This window comes from Klebsiella sp. P1954, assembly GCF_018199955.1.
Classification (GTDB): domain Bacteria; phylum Pseudomonadota; class Gammaproteobacteria; order Enterobacterales; family Enterobacteriaceae; genus Klebsiella; species Klebsiella pneumoniae.
Map to the genome: position 1 here is coordinate 471831 of NZ_CP073373.1, position 18188 is coordinate 490018.

The 18188-nt window shown below is 59.7% G+C and carries 16 protein-coding genes; 10 read left to right on the forward strand and 6 right to left on the reverse strand.

Features of this window, described 5'->3' with window-relative positions; genetic code table 11:
- The first annotated feature begins 97 nt into the window (after window positions 1-97).
- The 8 genes from mdcA to mdcH all read left to right on the forward strand — a co-directional run bounded on the left by mdcA (window position 98) and on the right by mdcH (window position 7157).
- A complete protein-coding gene (gene mdcA / locus KB890_RS02425; RefSeq protein WP_004176297.1) occupies window positions 98-1753 on the forward strand; it encodes a malonate decarboxylase subunit alpha in 1656 nt (551 codons plus the stop codon).
- A complete protein-coding gene (locus tag KB890_RS02430) occupies window positions 1753-2595 on the forward strand; it encodes a triphosphoribosyl-dephospho-CoA synthase (RefSeq protein ID WP_004143107.1) in 843 nt (280 codons plus the stop codon). The genes mdcA and KB890_RS02430 overlap by 1 nt, the downstream gene beginning before the upstream one ends.
- A gap of 17 nt (window positions 2596-2612) precedes the next feature.
- The gene (gene mdcC, locus KB890_RS02435; protein WP_004143106.1) at window positions 2613-2912 is read left to right on the forward strand and encodes a malonate decarboxylase acyl carrier protein; all 300 of its coding nucleotides are present in this window, start codon (window positions 2613-2615) and stop codon (window positions 2910-2912) included.
- On the forward strand, window positions 2905-3738 hold the full coding sequence (locus KB890_RS02440; protein ID WP_004143105.1) for a biotin-independent malonate decarboxylase subunit beta: 834 nt from the start codon (window positions 2905-2907) through the stop codon (window positions 3736-3738). The genes mdcC and KB890_RS02440 overlap by 8 nt, the downstream gene beginning before the upstream one ends.
- Window positions 3738-4538: a biotin-independent malonate decarboxylase subunit gamma gene (mdcE, locus tag KB890_RS02445; protein WP_004224637.1), complete on the forward strand. Its 801-nt coding sequence runs from the start codon at window positions 3738-3740 to the stop codon at window positions 4536-4538. The genes KB890_RS02440 and mdcE overlap by 1 nt, the downstream gene beginning before the upstream one ends.
- Window positions 4539-4674: 136 nt before the next feature.
- Window positions 4675-5634, forward strand: a complete 960-nt coding sequence (locus tag KB890_RS02450) for an AEC family transporter (RefSeq protein ID WP_004148291.1) — start codon at window positions 4675-4677, stop codon at window positions 5632-5634.
- Between the two features lie 3 nt (window positions 5635-5637).
- Window positions 5638-6255 (forward strand): malonate decarboxylase holo-ACP synthase, encoded by a 618-nt coding sequence (locus tag KB890_RS02455; RefSeq protein ID WP_004152239.1) that lies wholly within the window; start codon window positions 5638-5640, stop codon window positions 6253-6255.
- Window positions 6255-7157 (forward strand): malonate decarboxylase subunit epsilon, encoded by a 903-nt coding sequence (gene mdcH / locus KB890_RS02460; protein ID WP_004179720.1) that lies wholly within the window; start codon window positions 6255-6257, stop codon window positions 7155-7157. Before KB890_RS02455 ends, mdcH begins: the two co-directional genes overlap by 1 nt.
- Here the strand turns inward: mdcH and KB890_RS02465 are convergent.
- The 4 genes from KB890_RS02465 to KB890_RS02480 all read right to left on the reverse strand — a co-directional run bounded on the left by KB890_RS02465 (window position 7147) and on the right by KB890_RS02480 (window position 11591).
- Window positions 7147-8073, reverse strand: a complete 927-nt coding sequence (locus KB890_RS02465; RefSeq protein WP_002903632.1) for a LysR family transcriptional regulator — start codon at window positions 8071-8073, stop codon at window positions 7147-7149. The two genes, mdcH and KB890_RS02465, sit on opposite strands and share 11 nt — an antisense overlap.
- 157 nt (window positions 8074-8230) lie before the next feature.
- The gene (gene mqo / locus KB890_RS02470) at window positions 8231-9841 is read right to left on the reverse strand and encodes a malate dehydrogenase (quinone) (RefSeq protein WP_171889666.1); all 1611 of its coding nucleotides are present in this window, start codon (window positions 9839-9841) and stop codon (window positions 8231-8233) included.
- Between the two features lie 309 nt (window positions 9842-10150).
- Entirely contained in the window at window positions 10151-11071 is a 921-nt protein-coding gene (locus KB890_RS02475; protein WP_004179719.1) for an N-acetylmuramic acid 6-phosphate etherase, read from the reverse strand.
- A gap of 163 nt (window positions 11072-11234) precedes the next feature.
- A complete protein-coding gene (locus KB890_RS02480) occupies window positions 11235-11591 on the reverse strand; it encodes a hypothetical protein (protein WP_004179716.1) in 357 nt (118 codons plus the stop codon).
- Window positions 11592-11746: 155 nt separating this feature from the next.
- On the opposite strand from KB890_RS02480, the gene KB890_RS02485 reads away from it, so the two are divergent.
- Together KB890_RS02485 and dcuR are read left to right on the forward strand one after the other, a co-directional pair.
- Complete coding sequence (locus KB890_RS02485) at window positions 11747-13363, forward strand: sensor histidine kinase (RefSeq protein ID WP_004179714.1); 1617 nt, start codon at window positions 11747-11749, stop codon at window positions 13361-13363.
- Window positions 13360-14079, forward strand: coding sequence for a two-component system response regulator DcuR (gene dcuR, locus KB890_RS02490; RefSeq protein WP_004176303.1), 720 nt, complete (start codon window positions 13360-13362; stop codon window positions 14077-14079). The genes KB890_RS02485 and dcuR overlap by 4 nt, the downstream gene beginning before the upstream one ends.
- Here dcuR and KB890_RS02495 read toward each other — a convergent pair.
- Together KB890_RS02495 and KB890_RS02500 are read right to left on the reverse strand one after the other, a co-directional pair.
- On the reverse strand, window positions 14060-15010 hold the full coding sequence (locus KB890_RS02495; protein ID WP_004179712.1) for an FAD:protein FMN transferase: 951 nt from the start codon (window positions 15008-15010) through the stop codon (window positions 14060-14062). The genes dcuR and KB890_RS02495 overlap by 20 nt on opposite strands.
- Window positions 15011-15077: 67 nt before the next feature.
- Window positions 15078-17855 (reverse strand): flavocytochrome c, encoded by a 2778-nt coding sequence (locus KB890_RS02500; protein ID WP_004179710.1) that lies wholly within the window; start codon window positions 17853-17855, stop codon window positions 15078-15080.
- Between the last annotated feature and the right edge of the window lie 333 nt (window positions 17856-18188).

Consider the following 18188-nt stretch of genomic DNA (forward strand, 5'->3'; position numbering starts at 1 on the left):
GATCGGCCACCGCGCTTAATTGATGCTCATAGCCTCGCGTCGCACACTAATCTCCACCAGGACAAACAAAACGATTTGTCGAATCAGGAGGTTATTAATGAATGCCGAACAAACGACGGGGCGGGTCTGGAACCGTCGCCGAACGGAAAAACAGCGGCGGCTGGCCGAGGCGAACATGCCAGGTAAGGTCATCCCGACTGACCAGTTGGTCAGCGTACTGGAAAACCTGCTCGCCCCCGGCGACCGGGTTGTGCTGGAAGGCAACAACCAGAAACAGGCCGATTTCCTCTCGCGCATGCTGGCGGAAGTTAATCCGCAAAAAATTCACGACCTGCATATGATTATGCCCAGCGTCGGGCGCAGCGAGCATCTGGACCTGTTTGAAAAAGGTATTGCCCGCAAGCTGGATTTCTCTTTCTCCGGCACCCAGAGCCTGCGCATTTCGCAACTACTGGAAGATGGCCTGCTCGAAATCGGCGCCATCCACACCTATATCGAACTCTACTCGCGCCTGTACGTCGATCTGTCGCCAAACGTCGCGCTGATTGCCGGCTATAAAGCTGACCGCAAAGGCAACCTGTATACCGGACCGAGTACCGAAGATACCCCGGCGCTGGTGGAAGCCGCCGCCTTCCACGACGGCATTGTGATAGCCCAGGTCAACGAACTGGTGGACGACGAATGCGATCTGCCGCGCGTCGATATTCCCGGCTCGTGGATCGATTACGTGGTGGTTGCCGACAAGCCGTTCTTTATCGAACCGCTCTTCACCCGCGATCCGCGCCTGATTAAGCAAGAACACATACTGATGGCGATGATGGCGATCAAGGGCATCTATGCGGAACATCAGGTGCAGTCGCTTAACCACGGTATCGGCTTTAATACCGCCGCCATCGAGTTGCTGTTGCCGACCTATGGCGAGCAGCTCGGCCTGAAAGGCAAAATCTGTAAACACTGGACCCTGAATCCGCATCCAACCTTAATCCCGGCCATCGAGAGCGGCTGGGTGGAGAGCGTGCACTGCTTCGGCGGCGAACTGGGGATGGAAGAGTACATCCGCGCCCGCCCGGATATCTTCTTTACCGGCCCGGATGGCTCGATGCGCTCTAACCGCGCCTTCTGCCAGCTGGCGGGCCAGTACGCGGTAGATATGTTCATTGGTTCAACCCTGCAGGTGGATGGTCTGGCTAACTCCTCGACCGTCACCCGCGGCCGTCTTTCCGGCTTCGGCGGCGCGCCGAACATGGGCCACGACCCGCACGGTCGCCGCCACGCCACCCCGGCATGGCTCAATATGATCACCGAGCCGGACCCGATGCAGCGCGGGAAAAAGCTGGTGGTGCAGATGGTCGAAACCTTCCAGGCCGGCGTGAAACCAACCTTCGTTGAGACGCTGGATGCAGTTGAGGTGGCGAAAACCTCCGGCATGCCGCTGGCGCCGGTAATGATTTATGGTGATGACGTCACCCACGTCCTGACCGAAGAGGGTATCGCCTACCTGTACCGTGCGGAGAGCCTTGAAGAGCGCCGGGCGATGGTCGCCGCGGTGGCCGGGATCACCGATATCGGCCTTGGTGTGGACGCCAAACGCGTCGCCGCGCTGCGTCAGAGCGGCAAAGTGGTCTACCCGGAAGATCTCGGGATTCGCCGCAGCGATGCCACCCGCTCCCTGCTGGCCGCCGGCAGCGTCGCCGACCTGGTGGAGTGGTCCGACGGACTGTACAACCCACCGGCAAAATTCCGGAGCTGGTAATGAAAAATCTCTCCCCCCTGCACGCAGAAAGCCGCGTCAGCTGGCTGGCGCATACCGCCAGCGCCTGTCTGATTGACGAAGCCCGTCTGAGCCCGAAACCGGGTCTGGTGGATAGCCGCGGCAACGGCGCGCATCAGGACCTGAATCTGGCGCTGATGGAGCGCTCGGCCCGCAGCCTGCAGCCGACCTTTCACGCGCTGGCCGAGCAAAGCTGGCGTCGCCCGGCGGACATCGCGCTGCGCGAAACCGTCGGCCGCCTTGGCCGCGAAGGCGAAGCGCAGATGATGCTGGCGACGGGGGGGGTTAACACCCACCGCGGCGCTATCTGGGCGCTAGGCCTGCTGGTCAGCGCGGTGGCGATGTTGGGTGGAGAGGGTCAGTCACAGGCGATCGCCGACGCCGCCGCCGCCCTCGCCCGCCTGCCCGACGGCTTCGCGCCGAAAAGCTTTAGTAAAGGGCTTCGCGCCAGCCGCCGCTGGCAGGTGCCAGGCGCCCGCGAGGAAGCGCAGTGTGGTTTCCCGCATATCACCCGCCTGGCGCTGCCGCAACTGCAGCACAGCCGGGCGCGAGGCGCCAGTGAGCCGCAGGCGCAGCTTGATGCGCTGATGGCCATCATGACCTCGCTGAGCGATACCTGCGTGCTGTCGCGCGCCGGTATGGCCGGGCTGCAGGCCATGCAGCAAGGCGCTTGTGAGGTGCTGGCGGCTGGCGGTTGCGCCAGTTTCGCCGGGCGCGCCGCCCTGGCCCGCCTGGACGCAATCATGCTGGCGCTAAACGCCTCGCCGGGAGGCGCCGCCGATCTCCTTGCCGCCACCCTGTTTCTCGACAGAGTTGCCGGCTAACGCATTCAGAGGATGTTATGGAACAGATTACATTGTCATTTCCTGCCAGCCGCGCCCTGAGCGGCCGAGCGCTGGCAGGAGTCGTGGGTTCAGGCGATATGGAAGTACTTTATACCGCCGCACAGAGCGCCACGCTCAACGTACAGATCACCACCTCAGTGGATAACAGCCAGGCGCGCTGGCAGGCGCTGTTCGACAGGTTGAACCTGATCAACGGCCTGCCCGCCGGGCAGTTGATTATCCACGACTTCGGCGCCACGCCGGGCGTCGCCCGTATTCGTATTGAACAGGTTTTTGAGGAGGCCGCTCATGCGTAACGATCGCAGCTTTATCGAACTGCGCGCTCGCGAACGCGCCCACGCCCTGCTGGACGACGGCAGCTACCGCGAACTGCTGGATCCGTTTGACGGTATTATGTCGCCGTGGCTCGGCGCCCAGGGCATCGTCCCGCAGTCCGATGACGGTATGGTGGTCGCCAAAGGCACGATCAACGGCCAGCCTGCGGTGGTGATTGCCATCGAGGGCACCTTCCAGGGCGGCAGTATGGGCGAAGTGTCCGGCGCCAAAATGGCCGCCGCGCTGGAGCTGGCGGCGGAAGATAACCGCAACGGTATCCCGACGCAGGCGGTGCTGTGCCTCGAAACCGGCGGCGTACGTCTGCAGGAGGCCAACCTCGGTCTGGCCGCCATCGCTGATATTCACGCGGCGATTGTCGATCTGCGCCGCTACACGCCGGTAGTCGGCATCATCGCCGGCACCGTCGGCTGCTTTGGCGGTATGTCTATCGCCGCCGCGCTGTGCAGCTATCTCATTGTCACTCGTGAAGCCCGTCTCGGCCTCAACGGCCCGCAGGTTATCGAGCAGGAAGCCGGCATTGAAGAGTACGACTCCCGCAACCGGCCGTTTATCTGGAGCATGACCGGCGGCGAAATTCGCGCCGCCAGCGGACTGGTCGACGCGCTGGTTAACGATGGCGTTAACGCCGTTAAAACCGCAATGAATGAGGCGATCGCCAAAGGCGTACCGGTACAGCACCGCAGCGACAACTATGACGATTATCTGCGGCGCTTGAGCCAGTTCGACACCCGCCAGCAGGCGGATACCGCGCAGATTAAACAGCTTTTTGCCCGGGAGGATAAATAATGAGTCAGTTCCCAAACCGCGCCGCGCTGTGGCTGAACAAACTGGCGCCCGACGCGCCGCTGATGAGCGGCCTGTGCCCTTCCGTCCAGGTGGCAGACGGCCAGATTAATGGCGAAAACGTGCGTTTTATCGCCGTGGTCCCGGATGCTAACAACCACTACCCGCGCGCCGCCGGCGGCGAAGTCGGCCTGCTGGAAGGCTGGACGCTGGCGAAAGTGGTTAATGAAACCATTGCCGCCGACGCCGACCAGCCAGTCAAACGGCCGATCGTCGCCGTGATCGATGTGCCAAGCCAGGCCTATGGCCGCCGCGAAGAAGCTTTCGGCATTCACCAGGCGCTGGCCGGGGCGGCTGGCGCTTATGCCAAAGCCCGTTTGGCCGGCCACCCGGTAATTGGCCTGATCGTCGGCAAAGCGATGTCCGGGGCGTTTCTGGCCCACGGCTACCAAGCCAACCGCCTGATCGCCTTTAACGATAGCGGCGTGCTGGTCCACGCGATGGGTAAAGCGTCGGCGGCGCGCATTACGCTGCGTACCGTAGAGGCGCTGGAGAAACTGGCGGCTACCATTCCGCCAATGGCCTACGACGTCAGCAACTATGCGACGCTCGGCCTGCTCTCCGCCCTGCTGGATATTAATAATCCGGATGCCCCTGACGACCACGATCTGTCGTTGGTCAGCAACACGCTGCGCGACGCCATCGCTGATGCGCGCACCGATGCCTCACTGAAGTGCCGCCTGGGCGCGGAAAACCGCCGCAGCTCGCAGCTGGTCCGCGATCGCATGCGCGCCAGCTGGTAAGACGTTCGTACGTAAGTAGTAGAAGAAAACCTGCCGGAAGCCGTCCCCCGGAGCGCGTAATAACCGCGCCGGGTAGGGACGGCTTTTAGAAAAAATAACAATCGCGCCAGTACTCTATCTTATTTACAGGTGATTTATGACTTATGTGATTATTCATGCTCTTGCCCCGATTTTCGTTATCATGCTGCTGGGCTTCTGGGCCGGTAAGGCCGGGATGGTAGATAACAAAAACGTCTCGCTGCTTAATATTTTTGTAATGGATTTTGCCTTACCCGCCACGCTGTTTAGCGCCACGGTACAAACGCCGTGGGCCGGGATCGTCGCCCAGTCGCCGCTGGTGCTGGTGTTGACCGGCGCGATGTGGATCACCTATGCCGCGATCTACTTCCTCGCCACCAGCGTGTTCAAACGCACGCCGCAGGATGCCGCGGTGCTGACCCTCACCGTCGCCCTGCCAAACTATGCAGCGTTAGGTCTGCCGATCCTCGGCAGCGTGCTGGGTGAAGGCGCGTCAACCTCACTGTCGGTAGCGGTCTCTATCGCCTGCGGCTCGGTACTGATGACCCCGTTCTGCCTGCTGATTCTGGAGCGTGAAAAAGCCCGCGCCGCGGGAGAAAACAGCGGTTCTACGCTGGCGATGCTGCCGGTGCTGATGTGGCGTTCGGTGAAAAAACCGATCGTCTGGGGCCCGCTGCTTGGGGTGGTGCTTTCCGCGATCGGCATTAAAATGCCGGACCTGCTGCTGGCGTCGATCAAACCGCTGGGCCTTGCCGCCACCGCCGCCGCGCTGTTCCTCACCGGGGTGATCCTGTCGGCGCGTAAACTGCAGCTCAATGCGCTGATCGCTACATCAACCATCGTGAAACTGCTGGTGCAGCCGTTTATTGCCTGGGGTCTGGTGATGTTACTTGGGCTGCACGGTTCCATTGCCATTACCGCGATCCTGATGATTGCCCTGGCCGCCGGCTTCTTTGGCGTGGTCTTCGGCAACCGCTTCGGCGTCCAGTCTCCGGATGCTGAAGCCGTGCTGCTGTTGAGCTCGGTTCTGTGTATCCTGTCGCTACCGCTGTTTATCTCTTTGACTTCAGGACTGTAAACCATGTCAGCAACGCCGCGTCCCCATGATCTAGTTTGGTTAAACCACGCCAGCGCCCTGGAAGATATTGCCGAGCCGTGGGTGGCTCAGCAGTGGCGAGCCGCGCTGCCGGTAGTGGTGAGGCGCGACGTTGACGACCAGGCCCGCGTCCCGGTTGGGGTGCGGGGCATGAAGCGCGAGCAGCGCGCCGCCGGCTGGGTACAGGCGCGCAATATCGTGCGCAGCGTCACCCCGGAGATGCTTGTTGATCGTGAGGTCTTACTCCATTCGCCTTTTGTCTCTCAGCCGCCGGTCCAGGGGGCTATCGCCCTCACCTTACACCGCTGGCCCTGGGGCTGGGGCGTCACCGGCAGTACCGGCTACGCGCTGGCAACCGAGATCCCGGTGCTGCATGCGGCCAGCGATCTGGATCTGCTGATCCGCGCGCCACAGCCGCTGGACCGCGAGGCGCTGCTGGAATGGCAGACCCGGGTGGCCCAACTCCCATGCCGCGCTGATACCCAGGTCGAAACGCCGTACGGCGCCTTCGCCCTTAATGAATGGCTGCGCGACGGGCGCGCGCTGCTGAAAACGTCCCGCGGCGCGCGCTTAACCGCGACGCCGTGGCACAGGGAGGAATAATGAAGATTTTATTTACCTTTCCCGGCCAGGGCGGCCAGCGCCCCGGCATGCTGGCGGCGCTCCCCGATCGCGAAGCGATCCTCACCCAGGCGCGCGCCGTGCTGGGGAATGAAGTCGCTACTCTCGATAGCGCCGACGCGCTACAACACACCCGTGCGGTCCAGCTCTGTCTGCTGATCGCCGGGGTAGCCTGGGCGCGCGAGCTACAGCGTCAGGGCGTGGATCCGCAGATGGTCAGCGGCCTGTCCATCGGCGCGTTTCCGGCCGCGGTGATTGCCGGCGCGCTCGATTTCGCCAGCGCCTTGCGGCTGGTGGCCCTGCGCGGGGACTTAATGGAACAGGCGTATCCTGAAGGTTACGGACTGACGGCGATTATGGGCCTGACCCGCCCGCGGGTTGAGGCGCTGATGCAGGGCCACGAGGTTTATCTCGCCAACCTGAACGCCGAAACGCAGTTCGTGATTGCGGGCCGTGATGAGGCAATGGCCGAGGTGGCGCAGCTGGCGCTGCGGGCTGGCGCCAGTAAAGCCCAGCGGCTGGCGGTCAGTGTCCCGTCGCACTGCGCGCTGCTGGATAAACCCGCCGCTGAGCTGGCGAAAGCTTTTGCCGGCGCCAGCTTAAGGCGCCCATGGTGCGCCTATTTAAGCGGCTCGACGGCGCGCGTGCTATGGGATCCGCAGCGGATCGCCGACGATCTGGCGATGAACATGGCGCGCCCGGTCCACTGGCAGGAGGCGATGGTCGCCGCCGATGAGCGCGATGCGCGCTTAGCCATTGAGATGCCCCCCGGCGGGGTACTCACCTGCCTGACCCGCCAGGCGGGCTGGCGCGGGGAGACCATTGCGCTGGAGCGCAGCGGCCTGGACGTCGCCCGCCATCTGGCGCAGCGGCTTAGCGATTAATACTGCGGGCGTACATCCGTCCTTCCGCCGCCAGCGCCAGCAGGTCGGCATCGCGTTCGCGATGGTGCGAATAGACGATAGAGATCAGCTGGCGCATCTGGTAGGGTTCCGCCAGCTTTAGCAGCTGTACATCCTTCTCATACACTTTCTTCATCCGCCCCGGCAGCAGGGCAAAACCGACGCCAGCCTGCACCAGGCTAATCATCGAGAAAATATCATTCACCCGGGTGACGATCTCCGGCTCGAAGCCGGCGATATGGAATGCTTCCCGGAATCCGGCATAGGTGGCGAACCCCTCCGCCAGCGAAACAAACTTGCGGTCGGCGTAATCGCGCAGATCGGCGAGCCGTGAGGCATCCAGCCGTTCGGTCGCCGGGGCGGCGAGAAAAATATCGTCCTCAAACAGCGGCACCACGTCGAAAGCGGTATTATTGAACTCCCCTTCGTTGGTGGCGATCAGGATGGCATCGAGGGCATCGTCTTCCAGCATATCCAGCAGCATCTGATTTGAACCCATCGTCAGGTCCAGCTCCAGCTCCGGGCGACGCAGCTTCATCCCCATAATGATGCGCGGAACGGTTTCCAGGGTCAGAGAATAGAGGGTACCGATGCGCAACCGCCCCTGACCGACGCCTGCAACCTTGCGCGTCGCCTCGAGCCCGCGGTTCATCAGACTTATCACATCCTGGCAGTATTCAAGCAGCGTCCACGCCGCCTGCAGCGGCAGCAGGTTGCGCCCTTTATGGACAAACAGCGGGCAGCCCACCCCCTCTTCCAGGGTATGCAGCGCGCGGTGAACGCTGACGCTGCTGAGTTTCATCGCTTCGGCGGTTCTGGCGATATTACCTTTCGCCATAAACATCATAAAGACCGACAGCTTGCGGAAGGTGATCTCCTGGTTAATATCCTCTTGCATGGCCCTTCCACACTCCTGGTTTAATTTTCTTATTTCAATTCAAACCAGTATATCTTTTATGACGCCAAAGTTGCAGGCAGCGCGCGGCCTCAGCCGGTAAATAACGCAAAAAAGGGAAGACCATGGTCTTCCCTTTTGTTCACTGTCGAGTTTGCTTTTACAGCGCCATATCGTGCTGCGGCGAGGCCTCGCGCGGCGTCTCTGCCGGCTTGGCGGTCGCGGTAGGCGCAGCCGCTGGCATCTGGATCACCGGCGGTTTCGTCAGCTGCAGGGTCGCAGCGGTGTCATCCCAAACCTGCTGGGTCAGCGCCACGTTACCGTTCAGCTTCTGGCCGTAGCTCGGCACAATAGCGTGAATGCGGCTCTGCCACTCCGGCGAGTTAAACTGCTGCGGGAACATCTGCTTGAGCACGTTCAGGGTGATCGGCGCGGCGGTGGAAGCCCCCGGCGAAGCGCCGAGCAGCGCGGAAATGGTTTTCTGCTGATCGACCACCACTTCGGTACCGAGCTTCAGCACGCCGCCCTTCTCTGCGTCTTTCTTGATGATCTGGACGCGCTGGCCGGCCTGGATCAGTTTCCAGTCTTCTTTACGCGCGTCCGGGTAGTACTCTTTCAGCGCAGCGAAACGGTCATCATCGCTGAGCATCACCTGGCTAACCAGGTATTTCACCAGATCGAAGTTGTCGAGACCGACGTGGGTCATCGGCAGCACGTTATTGGTGGTGGTAGTGCTGAGCAGATCGAAGAACGAACCATTTTTCAGGAACTTGGTCGAGAAGGTGGCGAATGGCCCAAACAGCACCACGCGCTTACCGTCGAGGTAACGTGCATCAAGGTGCGGCACCGACATCGGCGGCGCGCCGACTGAAGCCTGGCCATACACTTTCTCCAGGTGCTGCGCAGTGACCGCCGGGTTCTCGGTCATCAGGAACGAGCCGCCCACCGGGAAGCCGGCATAGTTGTCCGCTTCCGGAATACCGGTTTTTTGCAGCAGCTTCAACGCGCCGCCGCCGGCGCCGATAAAGACGTATTTGGCGTCAATAGTCTGCGCTTCCCCGCTCTGCACATTCTTAATCGTTACGTGCCAGGAGTTGTCGGCATTACGTTTGAAATCCGTTACCTCAGAGGAGGTCTGCAGGGTGAAGTGGTTATTTTTCTTCAGGCTGCCGATCAGCTGGCGAGTGATTTCGCCGTAGTTGACATCGGTACCCACCGGCGTCCAGGTGGCTGCCACTTTCTGCTGCGGATCGCGGCCTTCCATCACCAGCGGCGCCCACTGTTTAATTTGCGCGTGATCGGTGGAGAATTTCATCCCCTGGAATAAGGTGGTCTGCTGCAGCGCGTTATAACGCTTCTGCAGATAATCCACATTATCACCCCAGACGAAGCTCATATGCGGCGTGGAATTAATAAACGAGTGCGGATCGTGCAAAATACCGCGTTTCACCTGTGCCGACCAGAACTGACGGGAAATCATAAATTGCTCGTTAATATCGAGCGCTTTGCTGACGTCAATCGACCCGTCCGCCCGCTCCGGCGTATAGTTCAGCTCCATATTCGCCGAGTGGCCAGTACCGGCATTATTCCAGCCGTTGGAAGACTCCAGCGCCACGCCGTCTAGTTTCTCCACCATGGTCAGATCCCAGTCCGGCTGCAGCGCCTGCAGCCAGGTGCCGAGCGAGGCGCTCATGATCCCGCCGCCAATCAGCAGGAAGTCGGTTTTTTTCGAGGTATCCGCTTCAGCATGCGTCGCCGCGCTGACCAACATCGCTAATGCGGTTAAGGAAATAATCGTTTTTTTCATTGCAGGCATAATAGAATTATCACGTAGCACACGGTCATAAGAGGCAGCATATTAACGCACTTTTACTTTATTTTAAAATATCATTTACACTCTCGCATTTTAAACCAAACAGTTATTTAACTTAAAAAATCAATTTTAAAAATAGAGCGAAGACGGATAAAAAAATAAGGTCGAAAATTCAATATCTATTGCCGGGTAAAATAAAAGTTAAGAATTTCTTTAATTACAAAAGTCCAGGCGCGCATGCTCATCGCGCGCCTGGCAGAGAAGGGATTACTGGGCGGGAGTGACAGCGCTACGCTGGGCTTCACGCAGGGCGAGACGCAGATGATCGTGATGTTTGGTTAGCAGCTCCCGCGCGTGCCAGGCGTCAAGCCCGCTGAGCAGCATCAGGATCGCGGTGCGGCAGTGCTGATGACAGCTGGCCAGGGCGGCCTTTGCTTCACTGCGCGTGCAATCGGTGGCCGCCATCACAATCGCTATCTGCCGCTCCGCCCAGTGCGAATTGTCAGCCTGCACGTCCACCCGCAAATTGCTGTACACCCGACCGTCACGGATGGCGAGTCCGGTCGTCAGCATATTGACGATCTGCCTCTGGGCCAACTGAGCCTTCGGATTGGCTAACCCCGCCACCGCCTCCGGCCCGGTCTGCGGAGCAATAATGATATCCGCCAGCTGCGCCGCCTCGCTGGTCGGCTGCTGGGTGATGACCGCTATCGGGGCGCCCAGCGACCAGGCGTGGCGCATCGCCCCCCACACCCATGGCGTCTTGCCGCTGACGGTCAGCGCCAGCAGCATATCGCGGTTGCTGAAGTCCAGCGACTGCAGCTCAAAGGCGCCCAGGTCATAATTATTCGCTGCAGTCTCCCGCTCGGCCATCGCCGCCGTCTGCCCACCGGCAATCAGCCCCACCAGCGCGTGTTTACCTTCCGGCGAATAGTCGCTGACCGCCTCAATGGCCGTCCGGCCCGAAGCGCCGGCGCCAATAATGACCAGGCGCCCTCCCCGGCTTATCGTCGCGGTGGCGATATCAATCAGCCGGGCGATATCCGGCAGACAGGCGCCGACCGCCTCCGATATCTGCTTATCATCCTGATGCAGCATCGCCAGCATATCGGCGGTGGCGAGGCGATCGATGTGGGTGGTCTCCGGGTGACGACGAGCCTGCATTGACGCGGTTAGCGAACTGCTCATAACAACCTCCATTTACGACAGAAAAAGCGCATCTCGGCAAAATCAGCGGCCTGATGCATATCCTTATATTCATCAGGACTATTTAACCTCTGCCGCCACTATAAGTGGAATGTTCTGCGCTTTACCGCCGTCGGGGTCACAGTTTACCGTCCCCAACGCGCGTTTACGGGTGATTGTCGGTTATCTGAGCAATTCTGTCTGAGGTCTCATCTTCACCACCCGCCTGCATAGCCAGCCAGAAGGATTGCTGGCAAAGGTTATAAAACTGTTTGCGCATCGGGTTGACCTCCTGGCCGGCGGCGTCGATAACCTGCCAGTCAATCCAGCACTCCGGGCAGGATGCGCTATCCTGCTGCGCGATCTCGAGCTCATAGCGGCGCTGGATCACCACCCCGCTGCGATGCCGCCAGCGGGCGATCTCCCACTCTGCTTCCGCTTCATTATCCTGTTCACGATGCTGCGCCAGACGTTCAACGTGCCGCTGCCGGAGGATATCCCGGACCAGAGAAGCCAGTTCCATAGTGTCTCCCTTAAGCCTGTGGCGAAAAGCCGCAGTGTATCGCGCGCTGGAGGAGTCTGCCGTAGCAAAAGCGGCCTTTTGCTTTGATTACACGGCTTTATGTATGCCGCGCTATCGGCGATAATAATCTTTCACTGAATCTACCCGGGGTCGTCATGAAGGCTTCAGAGCACCCGCCTCGCGTTCGCCAACGCGCCTTACCGTTAAAGCTGAGCACCGCCGTGTCCTTGATGATCGGCAGCGTCATCGGCGCCGTGCTGCTGCTGGTGTATGCCTTGTGGTATATGCAGATCAGCAACGCCACCCGCGACGGTCTGAAAGAGACCGCGCTGGCGGTGGCGCGCACCATGGCCGATATGCCGCAGGTGAAGCGCGGACTGGAGGCGCCCCCGCAGCAGCAGATCATTCAGCCGCTGGCGCAGGCCATTACCCGCCGCAACGACCTGTTGTACGCTATCGTCACCGATATGCAGGGTATTCGCTATTCGCATCCGGACAGCTCAATCATCGGCAAACCGTTCATCGGCCACGATATTCAGCCGACGCTGCAGGGGAAAGAGAATGTCGCCATCAACCACGGGGTGCTGGCCCCGGCGCTACGGGTGTTTACGCCGGTGTTCAACGAACGGCATCAGCAAATCGGCGTGGTGGTGGTCGGCATTTCACTGAGTAAAGTGGACGAACAGATCGCCAACAGCCGTTGGGACGTGCTGCTGACCATCCTGTTCAGCGCGCTGGTCTGCGCGCTGGGCACCTGGAGCCTGGTTCGCGGCCTGAAGCGCGTACTGCTGGGGCTGGAGCCGCACGAAATATCCACCCAGTTTCAGCAGCGTCAGGCCATGCTTCACGCCCTCAAGGAGGGGGTGGTGGCGGTCGATGCCCATGGCGAGGTAAATCTCATCAACCCCGCGGCGGAAGAGATCCTCTTTTCCGGCCCGGATAAGACTCTCGTTCACAGCCCCCTGCTCGACGATCTGCAGACCGTACTGCAGAGCGGCGAGCCAATGTACGACCGCGAACTGGGGTGCAATGGTCTGCTGCTGATCGGCAATACAGTGCCCATTCGCAGCCAGGGTGCGGTGGTCGGCGCCATCTGTACCTTCCGCGATAAAACTGAGGTCAGCCAATTGCTGCAGCGACTGGACGGCATGATGAGCTATGTGGATGCCCTGCGCACCACCTCCCATGAGTTTATGAATAAATTGCACGTGATCCTCGGTCTGCTGAATATGAAAAGCTACGGCAAACTCGAGGAATACGTGCTGCAGACCGCCCACCGCTACCAGGCGGACATCGGCGACATTCAGCACCGCATTAAATCCCCGGTGGTGGCCGGCTTCCTGATAAGTAAAATTCAGCGCGCCACAGAGTGCGGCTTTACCCTGACGCTGGCGGAGGAGAGCCTGGTGCCGGATTGTCCAAACGAGAAACAGGTCACGGTGCTGGTGACGGTGCTGGGCAACCTTATTGAGAACGCGCTGGACGCCATGTGCGGCCAGGCGGAGGGTGAGATCGGCCTGCTGCTGCACTACCAGGACGGCTGGCTAAGCGGTGAAGTGAGCGACGATGGGCCGGGGATCCCGGAGAACAACATCGACGCTATCTTTAACAAAGGCTTCTCCACCAAAGGCGAGAATCGCGGCGTCGGGCTGTTTCTTGCTAACCAGCAGTTGCGCGAGCTCGGCGGCACCCTCGCCGTCGAATCGGAACCCGGCGTATTTACCCAATTTTTTGTTCATCTCCCCTGGGATAGTAAAAGGAAACCTGCGTGATAAATGTTTTAATTGTTGACGATGATGCCATGGTGGCCGAACTGAATCGCCTGTACGTGGCAAGGGTTCCCGGCTTTCGTTGCAGCGGGAGCGCTTCGACGCTCAGTCAGGCCCAGGAGATGATTAACGATCCGCAGCAGGAGATCGATCTGGTGCTGCTGGATGTCTACATGCAGCAGGACAGCGGGCTCGATCTCCTGCCGACCATCCGCGAGTCGGGTCGCGCCATCGACGTTATCATGATTACCTCGGCGGCGGATGCCGCCACGGTACAGACCGCGATGCATTACGGGGTGGTCGATTACCTGATCAAACCTTTCCAGTTTCCGCGCTTTGAAGAGGCGCTCACCACCTGGCGGGAGAAGCGCAAGCTGATAACCGGCCAGCCCTATTACGAACAGGCCGATGTCGACCGCCTGCTGCACGGCGGCGCGCCGGAGGCCAGCGACGCGCGCAAGCTGCCTAAAGGGTTAACCGCGCAAACGCTGCGCACACTCTGCCAGTGGATTGACGCCCATCCGGATGTCGAATTCTCTACCGATGAGCTGGCGGCGGCGGTGAATATCTCCCGCGTTTCCTGCCGCAAATATCTGATTTGGCTGGCGCAGATCAATATTCTCTATACCACTATCCACTACGGCGCTACCGGGCGGCCGGTCTATCGCTACCGCCTGGTCGCCGAACAGTACAGTTTGCTTAAGCAGTACAGTCAATAACCCGATAGCCGCTGTCCAGCGGCGCAAAACGCAGCCGCTGCGGCGATGAGAGAATAATGTCGCGATTTTTGGTAACGAAAATCGCGTCGATATCCTGCCGCTGACGCAGCGCTGCGCAGCCCTTCTCCACGCCGAGGCCGAACAGCAGCGTGGTCCAGATGTCGCCGTCTAAAGAATCCGCGGAAATGACCGTCACGCTGTCGAGTTCGTTGTCCAGCGGATAACCGCTGCGCGGGTCGAGAATATGGTGCCAGCGTTTGCCATCCTGTTCGAAATAGCGCTCGTAGGTCCCGGAGGTGACTACCGATTGCCCGTTGACCGTCAGGGAACCGATCAGCGCCTGCGCGTCGGCAAATGGTTTTTTCAGGCCAATGGCCCATTCGCCGAGGGTATGCACATTGCCGCCGAGGTTGATCAGCGCCTTCTCCACCTGCTGCTGACGGAGATAATCGCGCACGCGGTCAGCGATATAACCTTTGGCGATCGCCCCGAGATCCAGCTCCATCCCCGGCTGTTGGAGAAACACGCTGCAGGTTGCCTCATCGAGGATCACCTCCTGTGGGCGGGTCAGCGCCAGTCGGGCTCTGATATCAGCCGCGTCAGGCACGCTGTGCCCGTGAAAACCAATTCGCCACAGCTTCACCAGCGGGCCGATGGCGAGGTTAAAGGCGCTGTCGCGCACCATGCTGGCGGCTTTGGCGCACTGGATCAGCTGAAAGACCGGTCGGCTGACGGTGACCGGATGACGCCCGGCGGCATGGTTGATATCCATCACCTGCGACTCGGCGCGGTTAACGGTAAGCAGGTCTTCGTAGCGCTTGATAAGCTGGAAAACGCGGGAGGCCATCGCCTCATCGTGGGAACAGAGTTTGAGCAGGATGGGCGAGCCCATCAACACGGCGGAGTAGCTATAGACGCGGTTATCGGACATCGGGCTCTCCTTAGAAGGGGCAAGCCGGGCGGTGAAAGCGCCAACCCGGCAGGAGCAAGGTTACAGGTTATCCTCTGGCACGTTTCGCCGCCTGATGGCCCGCGAGGGTACCGAAGATAATGATATCCGCCACCGCATTACCGCCGATACGGTTGCCGCCGTGGATCCCGCCCACCACTTCACCGGCGGCGTAGGCGCCGCGAATCGGCTGCTGCGCCACATTCAGCACTTCGCCATCGGTATTAATGGTCACGCCGCCCATGGTGTGGTGCACGCCGGGGGCGATGCGAATGGCGTGGAACGGGCCTTCGTTAATCGGCGCGCGTAGCGCGGTGGTCCGGCCAAACTGTTCATCATGCTGTTTTTCCACCGCCCCGTTATAGCACTCGAGGGTGGCGAGGAAGGCATGGTAATCCATCCCCAGTTTCTCCGCCAGTTCCCGCGGTGAGCTGGCGCTGGTGACGAAGCCTTTGGCGATGTACTCGTCGGCAGCTTTGTTTTTCGCCCGCACATGCTCGTCGAAGACGATGTAAGCATAGTGTTCCGGCAGAGCGATAATCGCCGCCGAGACTTTATCGCGGGTCTCCATCTCGTTGAAGAAGCGGTTCCCCTGCTGGTTAACGAGAATAGCGCCGCCGCCGCGAATCGATTCGGAAATCAGATACGAGGTCTGCTGCTCGACGGTCGGGTGAATCTGAATTTCGCCCATGTCCACGGTGCCGGCGCCGATGCGTTCCAGCAACGCGATACCGCTCCCGGTAGCCCCTTTGTGGTTAGTGGTGACGAAGCCTTCAAGGTCAGGACGATACTTCACGACCATCGCGCTGTTAGCGCTGAAGCCGCCGGTGGCCACTACGATGCTTTTGGTCTGTACTTCAATGACCTCTTTTTCGTCGTTGATCAGACGTACACCGCTAACCTCATCCCCGCGCATCAGGATCTCTTCCACCGAGGTATCCAGCAGGACGTCAATACCGCGTTTGGTGATGTTGCGCACCAGGCCGCTAATCAGATAGCCGCCGACCGCTGACCCGTCGCGCGGACGGTGGGTACGGTCAATGCTCATCCCACCGGTGGTGGTAATATCGTTGAGCATAATGCCCCGGTCCGCCAGCCACTCAATGGCTTGCGGCGCGTTTTCAACGAAACGGCGCAGCAGCTGCGGGTTGTTTTTGTTGTGGCCGCCCTTCAGGGTTTCCTGATAGAACAGCTCTTTACTGTCTTCGATACCTTTCACGCGCTGGAAGCGGGTTTCCGCGGCGTTCATCCCGGCGGAAGCCTTGATGGTATTCCCGCCGATGGTTGGCATTTTTTCAACGATCAGCACGCTGGCCCCTTCGTCGTGGGCCTGAATGGCTGCCGCCAGACCGGCGCCGCCGCTGCCGACTACCACCACATCATAGCTTTTCGGCGCGACGTCATTGCCGCCCTCTTCCGCCGCCAGCGCTTTACTCGATTTCAGCATCGCTTTGGCGACCGCTTTTTTCACCGCCTCGCTCTGGCTGGTGGCCCCGGAAATGGCATCGACGTGCGGGGTATTGGCGGTGAGAATACGTTCGCGGATCTCTTCGAAGCTGGTGGTGAATTCCACGGTCTGGACCGGGCTCGCCGCCAGTTCGATATCGGCAATATGGTCATTTTCGAGGCTGACGTTGATCACCAGCTCATTGGCGTCATCGTGGACGGTCTCAACAAACATCCCCGGTTTAAATTTGGCGTCGCCCATGCTCATGTCGCGGATCATCGCTTCCACCAGCGAGAAACGCCATAGCGGTTCCGGAATGTGCAGCGCTTCACGCTGGGTGCTGTCGATAAACAGCTCCAGCTCTTCGCCGGCTGCGATACGTGACGCCCAGTCCGGATAGGCGATGCAGGCGCGGCCTACCGCAATCAGGTCATAGCCGTGATCGAGGCCCTGCTCGGCATCGGCGGCGTTCACCACCCCGCCGACGCCCATCACCGGCACCTGGGCGAGGGTGTCAGAGCGCATCGCACAGTATTTCTCGATCAGCGGCGTCGGATCGCTGGTATCGACGATAGACGGACGCAGGGTCGCGCCCACCGAGAAGTGCAGATAATCGACACCGCGGGCGGCCAGCTTTTCCAGCAGATACATGGTGTCGTCAAAGCGGATCCCCGGGACCTCCATCTCCTCCGGCGAGAAGCGATAGCCGATGATAAAGGCATCGTCGGCGTACTGGCGGGCCATTTTGTGGGTAATATCCAGCACCGCCAGTGGGAAACGGGCGCGGTTGTCGCGGCTACCGCCCCACTCGTCATCGCGCTGGTTGGAGTTCGGCGAATAGAACTGCTGAATGAGATAGGTGTTGGCGCCGTGAATTTCGACCCCGTCGAAACCGGCGAGAATGGCGCGACGAACGCCGTCGCCAAACTTGGCGATCATCCCTTCCACTTCTTCTCCGCTCAGCGCCCGCGGCATGGCGGCGCCCTCACGCGGCGCGGCAATAGCGCTCGGCGCCACCGGCTGGCGCCCCCCGATCAGCTGCGGGTCGACCATACGGCCGCCGTGGTAAATCTGCAGAATCGCTTTTGAACCCTCGGCTTTGATCGCCTCAGCGATTTTCGCCAGGCCGGCAATTTTTTCATCATTATCAATGCCGATCGCGCCCGGGAAGGCCAGACCGTAGTCATCAATAAAGCAGCACTCGACAATAATGGTACCGATGCTTCCGGCGCGCGCGCGGTAGTACTCCACCAGCTCGCTGGTGACAGTACCATCGAAATAACCGGTGCAGGTGGTCATTGGCGCCATGAGCAAACGGTTTTTCAGCTCGGTACCATTTGGTAAAGTAAATGGCTGCAAAATACGTTCGTTACTGGTCATAAGTTACGCTCCAGATTTTAAAATATTAAAAGCTCAGAATGAGGTGACGGAATCATTAATGGTTTTGGTTTTTTAATTCCTGTTGTCATGCCAATAATATAGCGCGTTTTTTAATTACTAAACCAATTACGTTAGTTATAAAACTATTTAACCCCAGCAATAACATCGCTACCTCTATTGTATTATTAAAATAATAAATAGCATTTACATAATACAAATGCGTGATAACAATTAGGATACTTTTGTTAACATAAACAATGACAAGGAAACAACAAAAAATACAATAAAATCATAAAGATACTAAAACATAAAATAATTTCAGCATTTATTGTT